Genomic DNA, 6,499 nt, shown 5'->3' on the forward strand with positions numbered 1-6,499 from the left:
AAAGAACAAAAAAGAGCAGCTCATTAGCTGCTCTTTGTATTGCTCTGAACTTGTGATTCAGTTACTTAACTGACCATTGTGATAATGAGCGTTTGAAGTCTTCATAGCCGAATTCATTTAGCTTCTGAACTTCACCACTGCTACGTTCACAGTAGATTGAAGGCATTTTAAGGCCATTGAACCAGTTCAATTTCACCATTGTGTAACCCGCGCTGTCTAACAGATGCAGCTTTTGACCAATCTTAAGTGGCTCATCAAAGCTCGCTTCGCAGAACTGATCGCCCGCAAGACATGAACACGAACCAATCACGTAGTCATGGCTGCCTGTTTCTGATGCTTCCAATACTGATGCGGGCTCATTGTAGATAAGCGTGTCAAGGCGGTGCGCCTCAGTCGCTGAATCCACAATCGCTGTTTTCTTCACGTTCTCAACAATATCGACCACTGTCACAACTAGGTCGGTTGTTTTAGTGATGATCGCTTCACCCGGCTCAAGATACATCTGCACACCGTGCTTTTCAGAGAAGGCTTTCAGCGCAAGACCGAGTTTTTCGATGTCATAGCCAGGCCATGTGAAGAACACACCTCCGCCCATGCTCACCCAGTCCAACTTATCTAAGTGCTCACCAAACTGTTCTGAGATTGAATCAAGCAGGCCGATAAACGCATCGACGTCTTTGTTCTCACAGTTCATGTGGAACATCACACCATTAATCTCATCGAAAATTTCTGGTTTGATGTGGTCAGCTTGCACGCCCAAACGCGAGAATTGACGTGCTGGATTCGCCAAGTCTTGCCCTGCGTAGCTCACGCCCGGATTTAAACGTAAACCCAGTGAAGCTTTACCTTCAACAATATGACGGTAAGCAACAAGTTGGCTTTGAGAGTTGAAGATCATCTTGTCGCAGATGTCAGCAACCTCTCTCACGTCATCTTCACTGTAGCCCACACTGTAAGCATGAGTTTCACCGCCAAAAGTTTCGTGACCTAATTTCACTTCATAAGGGCCAGAACTAGTAGTACCGTCTAGGTACGGTTTGATGATGTCAAACACGCCCCAAGTCGAGAAGCACTTAAGCGCAAGTACCAATTTCACACCTGAAATCTCTTTCAGTTGCTTGGCTTTTTCTAAGTTCGCAATCAACTTGTCTTCGTTGATCATGAAATATGGGGTTTTTAGTTCTTCTTTCTTAAACGTCATTTTTGTAAACACTCAAGCAGCATCTATAGATGGAAAGGTAAATTAACAATTTTGGTGTGATTTATTTTGATTTTGTCCTGTCCGAGCGCAGTGAGTTACAAAATCAAAATAAATGATACCAAAGCTTCAAGGCTATCATCATCGAAAAGGGAACAATCCATGTCCCCTTTAATTAGCAATCAAAACAAGAAATCAGTTCTTATTTTTTCAGCTCATGAATCACTGGAAGACCTTGGCCTGCTTCAAGCTCTTGAACATGCCAATCTAGACCAATTTCCGGCATAGTTGCTAGGAACGGATCTGGATTTAACTGTTCCATGTTGAACACGCCTTTATCAGCCCATTCGCCACGGAAGAACTGAAGTGCAGCGGTAATCGCTGGAACACCAGTTGTGTAAGAGATCGCTTGGTGCTCTACGTCTTCGTAAGCCACTTCGTGGTCTGCGTTATTGTAGATGAATACGCTACGCTCTTTACCATCTTTCTTACCTTGAACCCAAGTACCGATACACGTTAAACCAGTGTAACCCGGAGCTAGAGATGTTGGATCCGGTAGTAGTGCTTTAAGAACATGCAGAGGCTGAACCACAGTACCATCGTGCAGTGTTAGCGGATCTGGGCTAAGAAGACCGATATCACGCATGCAGTTGAAGTAGTTCAAGTATGCATCACCAAAGCCCATCCAAAATTCGATACGCTTAGCTGGGATGAACTCTTTCATTGAACGAACTTCATCGTGCGCCATTGAGTAAACTTTGTGAGAACCACAGTTCGGGAATTCAAACTCGAGCATACGAGAGTGACAAGGTACTTGTTTCCACTCTTCATTTTCCCAGTAGAAAGAATCGCCTTGGATCTCAAGCATGTTGGTTTCTGGGTCAAAGTTTGTCGCAAACTTCTTGCCGTGGTCACCAGCATTCACATCCATTACATCAATTGAGTCAATCTCATCGAACAAGTGCTTAACCGCGTATGCAGCAAAGATTGATACCACACCTGGATCGAAACCAGCACCAAGAATACCTGTGATGCCTGCTTCAGCGAACTTCTCACGGTAGCCCCACTGCCAATCGTAAGCTTGTGGTACTTGTTGGCCTTCAGAACATAGGTCAACCGCTACCGATGTATCTAAATAAGAAACTTTAGATTGGTAACATGCTTCCATGATTGCCATGTTTACCCAAGGAGGACCAGCGTTGATCACTAGATCCGGCTGAACTTCTTTAATCAAAGCAACAAGCGCATCAACATCATCAGCGTCTACTGAACGTGCTTCTAGTTTCTTAGTTGAATCTTTAAGGTTGTTTTTGCCCTTGATAGATTCGATGATTTTTTCACACTTCGCGATTGTGCGAGAAGCGATTGTGATATCACCCAGTACTTCGTTATTTTGTGCTGCTTTGTGTGCAACAACCCAACCAACGCCGCCTGCACCAATTTGTAGAATAGCCATAGTATTAATTACCCTTGTTGTTCTGCTAGCTCAGTGGCTAGAGTTTGAATTTTGTTAATTAGAGATTTGAAATCTGATGTCTTTAGGCACGGATTCAAGATAGTGAATTTAAGCGCACTCTTACCATCCACGACCGTTTCACCGAGTACTGCAACACCACGAGTCAGCGCTTCCAGTCTTAGCGTTTGATTCAATTTGTCTAAATCTAGCTCGCCGTTGGCTGACGGCTTAGATCGGAACAGCACTGTTGATAGTGACGGCTCTGCGAGTAGCTCTAAGTCAGCTTGGTTTTGAATCAGGTCTGCCACTTCTAGCGTTTGCTCAAGAAGATGGTCGTACATATCACCCAACTGCTTTGGTCCAACGCTTTGCATCGTCATGAAGACTTTCAATGCATCGAAACGCTTGGTGGTCGCAATAGACTTATCGACTAGATTTGGCAGTTCATCGTGTTCGCGGTTTAGGTAATCTGCGTGATGTAGAAGGTACTTAAAGTTCGCTTTGTCTTTCAACAATACCGCGCCGCAGCTGATTGTTTGATAGAACAATTTGTGGAAATCGACACTCACAGAGTCCGCTTTTTCGATGCCTTGTAAGCGAGCCTTGTGGCTACTCAAGATAAGCGCGCCACCGTATGCACTGTCGACATGGAACCAAAGGCCTTGCTGACTTGCGATTTCTGCAATCGCATCAAGGTCATCGATAGCACCATGATCGGTTGTGCCCGCAGTACCAATCACAGCAAAAGGAATCAGACCTTGTGCTTTCAGTGCTTTCACTTCTGCGTCTAGCAAGTCAGGCTTGATAGTGCCGTTTGCATTGGTATCAACACAGCACACCGCCGCTTCGCCTAGCCCTAGTAGAGAGGCTGACTTTTGAACCGTGAAGTGAGATTTCTTTGAACATAAGATACGCAGCTTGCTCGCGTATTCTGGTAAGCCAAGCTTTTGGATAGAATGACCATTGTGCTTATCCGCAACCCAGTCTCTCGCAAGCAATAAACCCATTAGGTTACTTTGCGTGCCTCCGCTAGTGAAAACACCGTCAGCTTGTGCGCCAAGTTGGTATTTGTCACACATCCAATCCACAACGCGCTGCTCAACATAAGTCGCAGCCGATGCTTGGTCCCATGAATCCATTGATTGATTCAATGCCGCGATAATCGATTCCGCTGCTACCGAAGCCATAAGAGGAGGAGTGTGAAGGTGTGCAATGCAATCTGGGTGTTGCACGAAGATGGAGTTTGCAGCGACAAGGTCTGCAGTACTATCTACAACATCAACCAAAGCGTGTTGATTGTTATCAAGGTCGACAGCATTGATAGCTGCTTCTAGCACTTTTGGATCTAAACCCGAATAAGGGGTTTCAACCTGTTCAAAAACCGCTTTCATCGCTTGAGTGGTTTGGTTCATCACGTTAGCAAATTCGTCGCTACCGCCTAAACCTGTATGGATGAAATGCTTGTTCCATTCTTGGTTTGCTTGTTCGCTTGAAGCTGGGTCTTGTTGTAAGCCACCACCAGCTGCGATGATCGCTTCTTCCATTACGCGGAGTGCAAAGTCAATCTGCTCAAAAGAGATAATCATTGGCGGAAGGAAACGAATTACCGAGCCATCACGACCACCCTTTTCAACCATCAAGCCACGCTCTAACGCTGCTCGTTGAATCGCTAGGGTTAGTTCGCCGTCTGATTGTGGTTCGCCAAACTTGTTAAGCTCACCATTTGGTTGTTTGATCTCAGCACCGAGCATCAGGCCTTTACCACGAACTTCAGCAATACAGCTAACGCGTGATTGAATCTTCTCAAGCCCGTGACGTAAATATTGGCCTGCGATGTTCGCGTGCTCAACTAAGCCATCTCGTTCGATGATCTCCAACGCCTTAGCGCCAGAGACCATTGCTAATTGGTTACCACGGAATGTACCGGTGTGCTCACCCGCTTTCCATGTATCAATGCTCTTATCGAACACAAGCAGCGACATAGGCAGTCCGCCACCAATCGCTTTAGATAAACATAAGATATCTGGATTAACACCAGACTCTTCAAACGCAAATCGATGGCCAGTTTTGCCCACACCACACTGAATCTCATCAAAAATCAGTAGGATGCCGTGCTCATCACAGATGCGACGTAGGCCTTGTAACCAAGATGCTGGAGCAGGAATCACACCGCCCTCACCTTGCACAGGCTCAACGATCATCGCCGCCGGTTTCATGATGCCAGACTCGTCATCATTCAACATACGTTCGATGTAACGAATGCTCGCGTTAGCACCCGCTTCACCACCAATACCAAACGGGCAGCGTAGGTTGTATGGGAAAGGCATGAAGTGCACATCAGACATCAAGCCGCTACGACGCTCTTTAGTGCCGAGGTTACCCATCATACCCATGGTGCCGTTCGTCATACCATGGTAAGCACCACGGAAAGCAAACATGGTGTTGCGACCTGTGGTTTGCTTGGCGAGCTTGATCGCCGCTTCCACAGCGTCAGCGCCAGATGGGCCACAGAATTGAAGAACCGAGTTATTTGAAAAGTCTTGAGGAAGAAAAGCTTTAACTCGCTTGATAAACGTCTCTTTTGCTTGAGTCGTGATATCAAGTGTTTGGTATGGCAAACCAGAATCGAGTTGGTCTTTAAGTGCTTGGTTAATCTCAGGGTGGTTGTAACCCAGAGAAAGTGTACCTGCACCGGCTAAGCAATCGAGAAAGAGTTGGCCACGAGTATCTTCAACTAAAGCGCCACATGCTCGTTTAATAGCAATAGGCAGGCGTCTTGGGTAAGAGCGAACATCCGACTCATGCTGTTCTTGCTCTAGCAAAATAGCGTCAGGTGTTAGGTCGTACGTTCCCTCTAAGATAGGAACCATAGTTGAAAATGAATTTGCGATAGTATTGATATCGACTTCAAAGGCGGTAGTCATAAAAGTCCCCTTGAATGTGTTCATACTCACCTCCATCAGACGCAATTACCCACCAACTCTCGTTAAATTTGGAGAGAGTTCATAGTGAAGTACACGTATTGTCTAGAAATGAGATATAGCTGTACGCTCGCATAAGTCAAATGACGAATACGAAATTAAGCCGTCTTAAGACAGCGATAAATTGTTAGCGTGAGCTCAAGGTTCAGTAATGCTACTGTTTTGAAGAATTGGACATTTTTGCAGGATCGGGCAGCTATGAGGAGCTGGTCCCTTTGGAAATGCAGAGCTGATTAGCAATGTTGTAATTAGTGTGTTCAATGTTGGGTTTCCCATTAACATGACGAACTGCGCCATAAGTATCCCGTCTATCAGCTAAAGGACTAGCCAATACCTACCCTACGTAATGTCCCAATCAGCAAGAATGGTCACTACGCGTATCCCCCAGAAGCAATCGTTGCTCTTCTTGAACATTTTCATTCCGAGATTGCGCGGGAAAGTAACATAAAGTGAAATGAACGATCAATAGTTTTTAGTAATAGCTTGATAAATAGCAGCGGTGGCTAAGCAATTGCTGTAAATATCGTCACACTATCGTTTGGGAAAGAGATCCCCGGTTCATTCGTTCCTCATACCCGAGGATGACGACGTGGGGTTATAAACGTTGCTAGAGAAGCTTTTAGGTCATGGCGTCTTTCCGTCATTCCCTAGCACGAGGAACAAGTTCATAGGGAATCTCGCTTTTAAAAACTAACTTGATTGCAAAATTTGAAACAGAGATAGAAATGAATGTTGAGTGCGGATTCGAACAAGAAGAGTTCTTAAACGTAAAAGCTAAACGTCAGAATCGAGTAGGAGGAGGCCTCACGGCCTCCGTCCTCTCACACCACCGTACAAGCGTGGGTCGCATACGGCGGTTCCGAA

3 protein-coding genes are annotated in these 6,499 nt (G+C 45.6%); all 3 read right to left on the bottom strand.

Annotated features, from left to right (window positions below):
- Positions 1 to 61: 61 nt before the first annotated feature.
- On the bottom strand, positions 62 to 1,201 hold the full coding sequence (nspC, locus tag AB6E30_RS05835; RefSeq protein WP_372102925.1) for a carboxynorspermidine decarboxylase: 1,140 nt from the start codon (positions 1,199 to 1,201) through the stop codon (positions 62 to 64).
- A gap of 199 nt (positions 1,202 to 1,400) precedes the next feature.
- Positions 1,401 to 2,654, bottom strand: coding sequence for a carboxynorspermidine synthase (locus AB6E30_RS05840; protein WP_017061002.1), 1,254 nt, complete (start codon positions 2,652 to 2,654; stop codon positions 1,401 to 1,403).
- A gap of 8 nt (positions 2,655 to 2,662) precedes the next feature.
- Positions 2,663 to 5,602, bottom strand: a complete 2,940-nt coding sequence (locus tag AB6E30_RS05845; protein WP_170962429.1) for a pyridoxal phosphate-dependent class III aminotransferase — start codon at positions 5,600 to 5,602, stop codon at positions 2,663 to 2,665.
- Between the last annotated feature and the right edge of the window lie 897 nt (positions 5,603 to 6,499).

The organism is Vibrio sp. 10N.247.311.12 (assembly GCF_041467515.1).
Classification (GTDB): domain Bacteria; phylum Pseudomonadota; class Gammaproteobacteria; order Enterobacterales; family Vibrionaceae; genus Vibrio; species Vibrio crassostreae_C.

What these genes read in the sequence shown, in the direction of transcription:
- nspC (WP_372102925.1), bottom strand. Translation starts at nt 1,201, where the DNA reads ATGACGTTTAAGAAAGAAGAACTAAAAACCCCATATTTCATGATCAAC.
- AB6E30_RS05840 (WP_017061002.1), bottom strand. Translation starts at nt 2,654, where the DNA reads ATGGCTATTCTACAAATTGGTGCAGGCGGCGTTGGTTGGGTTGTTGCA.
- AB6E30_RS05845 (WP_170962429.1), bottom strand. Translation starts at nt 5,602, where the DNA reads ATGAACACATTCAAGGGGACTTTTATGACTACCGCCTTTGAAGTCGAT.